This is a genomic window from Marinomonas vulgaris (assembly GCF_018145875.1).
Taxonomy (GTDB): domain Bacteria; phylum Pseudomonadota; class Gammaproteobacteria; order Pseudomonadales; family Marinomonadaceae; genus Marinomonas; species Marinomonas vulgaris.
The window spans coordinates 1-4389 of record NZ_JAGSSV010000049.1; the positions used below are offsets into that span (position 1 = coordinate 1).

General features: G+C 43.8%; 4 protein-coding genes. 1 reads left to right on the forward strand and 3 read right to left on the reverse strand.

Going from position 1 to position 4389, the window contains the following annotated elements:
- Positions 1–259: 259 nt before the first annotated feature.
- Positions 260–1702: an NAD-dependent succinate-semialdehyde dehydrogenase gene (locus J9B83_RS15565; RefSeq protein ID WP_211537709.1), complete on the reverse strand. Its 1443-nt coding sequence runs from the start codon at positions 1700–1702 to the stop codon at positions 260–262.
- Positions 1703–1851: 149 nt separating this feature from the next.
- Between J9B83_RS15565 and J9B83_RS15570 the strand changes: the two genes are divergently transcribed.
- Positions 1852–2862 carry an MsnO8 family LLM class oxidoreductase gene (locus tag J9B83_RS15570; protein ID WP_236037355.1) on the forward strand — a complete coding sequence of 337 codons (1011 nt, stop codon included), beginning with the start codon at positions 1852–1854 and terminating at the stop codon, positions 2860–2862.
- 11 nt (positions 2863–2873) lie between these two features.
- Here the strand turns inward: J9B83_RS15570 and hpaR are convergent, their stop codons facing one another.
- Both hpaR and J9B83_RS15580 read right to left on the reverse strand, forming a co-directional pair.
- On the reverse strand, positions 2874–3305 hold the full coding sequence (hpaR, locus tag J9B83_RS15575; protein ID WP_211537710.1) for a homoprotocatechuate degradation operon regulator HpaR: 432 nt from the start codon (positions 3303–3305) through the stop codon (positions 2874–2876).
- Between the two features lie 800 nt (positions 3306–4105).
- Positions 4106–4300, reverse strand: coding sequence for a hypothetical protein (locus J9B83_RS15580; protein WP_236037356.1), 195 nt, complete (start codon positions 4298–4300; stop codon positions 4106–4108).
- Positions 4301–4389 lie beyond the last annotated feature (89 nt).

Genomic DNA, 4389 nt, shown 5'->3' on the forward strand with positions numbered 1-4389 from the left:
ACATTAAGATGCTACGCATCTTTGGCTATTCCCCACCCTCCTCCTTCGGAGGGTGCTCCCTAGCCGATTTTAGGTGGCCAATCCTGCTGCTCGATTTTCAAAAATGTGTTCTGAATACGGAGACATCTACACCGGAAAATAGAAGCTAGTTATTTAATGTCAGTTAGTAACTGTCCCGATAGACAGGTACTAACTGATATTTGAGGCTGAGAAAATACTAGGTAATGTCGGTCTCGTAACGCTTAAAACACGAAGTTACTTAATCAATAGAACTGCAAATGTATTTCATTTCTAGGTAGTCTTCGATGCCGTATTTAGATCCTTCTCGACCTAAACCAGATTGCTTGATACCACCAAAAGGAGCGACTTCATTAGAGATTAACCCAGTGTTGTGTCCCACCATGCCGTATTCTAACGCTTCTGAAACTCGAACCATGCGGCCATGATCTCGGGTAAAGAAGTAAGCGGCTAGACCAAAGATGGTGTCATTTGCCATCGCGATGGCTTCTTCTTCGGTGTCAAAAGAGAACAAAGGCGCAAGTGGTCCAAAGGTTTCTTCTTGAGCAACATTCATTTCCGGTGTGACACCCGTTAATATAGCAGGTGAGATAAACAAACCTCCTAATCGCTCTCCGCCGTACACCAAGGTCGCGCCTTTACTTACTGCGTCTTTAATATGTTCTTCAACTTTAACAATAGCCTTGTCTTCGATCATAGGGCCAATGTCAGTACCAGCATCAACGCCATTGCCAACTTTTAATGCTTTTACTTTTTCAGCCAATTTAGCAGCAAATGCTTCATAAACACCACTTTGTACTAGAATGCGGTTGGCGCATACACAAGTTTGTCCTGCATTGCGGTATTTTGAAGCCATGGCGCCTTCGACGGCTTTGTCTAAGTCTGCATCATCAAAGACGATAAAGGGCGCATTACCACCTAATTCGAGAGACACTTTTTTAATAGTGTCTGCACATTGTGCCATCAATAAACGACCAACTTCTGTTGATCCGGTAAATGACAGCTTACTAACAATATGACTGTCTGTGAGCACCTTACCAATTTTACTTGCTGAGCCGGTGACCACTTGAAATACCCCAGCAGGTACGCCAGCACGCTGTGCTAATTCAGCAATCGCCAACGCGGTGAGTGGCGTTAAATCGGCTGGGCGAACGATCATTGAACAACCGGCAGCCAGAGCAGGTGCGGCTTTTCGAGTAATCATGGCGGCAGGGAAGTTCCATGGTGTGATCGCAGCGGTGACACCAATAGGCTGGCGAATCACCGTTAGGCGTTGGTCTGCACGAGGCGCTGGGATAGTATCGCCGTAAATGCGTTTTGCTTCTTCGGCAAACCACTCAATGAAAGAGGCGGCATAGGTGATTTCGCCTTTGGCTTCAGCCAAGGGCTTACCTTGCTCAGTAGTCATGATCATGGCAAGGTCGTCTGCGTTTTCTAGCATGAGTTCAAACCAACGTCGCAAAATAGCAGCACGTTCTTTTGCTGGTAGAGCTGCCCATTTCTTTTGTGCTTGCTTCGATGCGTCAATTACCGCAGGGATTTCTTCTGCGCTCAGGTGAGGAATATGTGTAATTACCTCGCCCGTGGCAGGGTTAGTGACTGGGTGGGTGGTTTTTGCTGTGGCGTCAACCCATTCACCATTGACTAAACAGCGAGACTTAAGAAGAGACATATCTTTTAACATGCGTACTACCTATTTAGAGTTTTAATTGTATTAACCATTATCTAGACTTCATCATTCAAAGTAAACAGGTTAACATGTTAACTAATTTTTTGAGGCGATTTTTAAGCCTTATTTTCCTCAAAATTCATTCCTATCAGCAGCGAGAATAAATGATGGCGATAAAATTATCGGTTGTAGATCAAACACCTGTGCATGGTTCCCACAGTAAAAAAGAGGCCCCTTTATTGTCAGTGGAATTAGCCAAGTTGTGCGATGAATTGGACTACCATCGTTATTGGGTAGCGGAACACCATGACAGTGTGCACTTTGCCAACCCTTGCCCCGAGATCCTGGTGGCGCACTTAGCCAGCGTGACTAAAAACATCAAGGTTGGCAGTGGTGGTGTGATGCTGTCGAACTACAGCCCCTTGAAAGTAGCGGAGTGTTTTGCCATGTTGGCGTCTCTCTTTCCTGGTCGTATTGACCTTGGTGTGGGGCGCGCCCCGGGAGGCTCTAGACTTACATCGGCTGCACTTGCGTATCCTAATCAACCTTCGAATGGCCAGTATTACGTTGAGCAAGCGGAGTTACTTGCCCAGTTTTTGCGGGGTTCATTTGATACAGAGCACCCTTTGTCAGCGATTCACGTAATGCCAGAAATGCGCGATGTGCCAGAGTTGTGGATGTTAGGCTCCAGTGGCGGCAGTGCTAAGCTGGCAGGTCAACTTGGTTATCATTTGGCGTTAGCGCGTTTTATCGATCTGGATAGTTGTCATCCACGCATTTTTGAAGAACATGAAAAGGCATGGAAAGAGGCAGGTCACGAGCATACGCTACAGCGTATGTTGTCTATCGCTTGTATCTGCGCGGAAACAGAAGAGGAAGCGAAATTACGAGCGGGTACAGCGGTGTATCGCAAGTTTGCTTCGCAAATTGGTCAACGTGAGGACTTTTTGACACCATCGGAAGTGCGCGATCGTTACCGTACCATGCCCGTGTCTCATCAAGCGTTATTTGATCGTGTTGAAGCCAGTTATACCATTGGTACCCCAGAGCAATGTTGGTCGGAATTTGAGGTTTTTTCGCAGACTTTCAACACGGATGAAATTTCTTTAGTTACCGTTACTTATAGTCAGGCTGACCGTTTATCCAGCTATAGTTTGCTGGCTAACAACTGCTAGTTATATCCGACTCAATCGTGGCTGCTTTCTAGTGCGATAATATCGCTCAGGAGGCGGCTAAGTTCTTTCATCCTCTCTTCGCCCAATTTTTCAATAATTCGCTGATAAGACGCATCCACTTCTGGACGAAACTCTTTGACAATTTTATTGGCTTTGGGTGTTAGGGACAGCAATGAGATGCGTTGATCGGTCGGAGATTTTTTTCTCTTTAGCAGACCATCCTCTTCGAAACGCGTGATGATGCGCGTTAGGCTTGGGCTGAGAATACAGCATAAATCCGCCAGTTGTTTGGCTTCCAATTCTTTATGATCGTTTAACACCCGTAAAACGCGCCACTGCTGTTCGGTAAATCCTGCCTTTTGTAACACTGGTCGGAAAAAAGCCATGGAAGACTCTCGTGCTCTTAATAGTTGTAGTGTCAGGGAGTCTTCTAATCTTTTCATGAAGTTCTTTATAGGCCTAATGAAGTCATCGAATTATTTTTAAGGTACGAATATTCGGATAATATTAGCGAAAATGCATGCATCTATACGGCTTGGCAATATAAATGAGAGTGAAAGTGTACCTTTTCAGAGAGCAAAGGCAACTGAATATACGACAATGTTGTTACTTTTGTGAAGAGGGGAAGCGTGCTGATGGGTATCAAGATCAACGCTGAGCAAAAGCTCTGAGTGAGTCGAATATTTGAAAGTGAGACTATATTTTCTTAAATATTCAGATAGTAAAAATATAGCTTCACTTTTACCTTTGAGTAAAGTGACTATTTGATATGGCAAGCCGGTTAAAGTGAAACTATATTTTCATTTTTATACATATAGAGAATTTATAGTTTCAATTTAAATCTTCGCCTCATATTTGATTTGTTATAACACTTTACTTACCCCTTGGGCATCAGGGCTGATTGGGCAAAGCCTTAGTTAACGCCACTTAGCCACACGCCAACCATGCCCACATGACATTTATTACTTGGGGCACTATCTACAAACTGGAACAGTTAGCTACCTGTACTCTCAAAAAATTGCATGTTCTGAGCATTTATCTGCCTATTACGTCCGTTTAACCTTTTAATACTAGTGGGGGCAAACCCTTAAGAGAACTTAACAGATCAGTGAGGCTTATTTTGAAAAAATAAAAACAATGAACGCTGCTACGCAATCACCCACAAAATCAATACACAGAGCTCGTCAGCAACAGATTTTGCGTTTGCCCGAGGTAACTTGAAAGTTAGGTTGAAATATCACTATTAGGTCGGTTTTCGGCCAGACAAAGAGCTTTTTTCATTCATTTTAGATTCGATATATTTAAGCAAAGATGTGCGATGAAAGATTGTGCCACCAATAATACCAATAGTACCAATAGTACTGCCGATAGAGATATCTACCAAACGGTGATACAGCAACACTTCCGTTTCCATATTGGCACTGGTAATTTCAACCATAATAACGGTTAAGGAAACTGCGATTAAGAAGTTGAACAGTAGCCAGTGTTTCTAACTCGGCTAAAAAAGCGCAAAATGTCACCTATTTC

Excerpts from the sequence above, each read along its gene's own strand:
- J9B83_RS15565 (WP_211537709.1), bottom strand. The coding sequence starts at position 1,702 with ATGTTAAAAGATATGTCTCTTCTTAAGTCTCGCTGTTTAGTCAATGGT.
- J9B83_RS15570 (WP_236037355.1), top strand. The coding sequence starts at position 1,852 with ATGATGGCGATAAAATTATCGGTTGTAGATCAAACACCTGTGCATGGT.
- hpaR (WP_211537710.1), bottom strand. The coding sequence starts at position 3,305 with ATGAAAAGATTAGAAGACTCCCTGACACTACAACTATTAAGAGCACGA.
- J9B83_RS15580 (WP_236037356.1), bottom strand. The coding sequence starts at position 4,300 with ATGGTTGAAATTACCAGTGCCAATATGGAAACGGAAGTGTTGCTGTAT.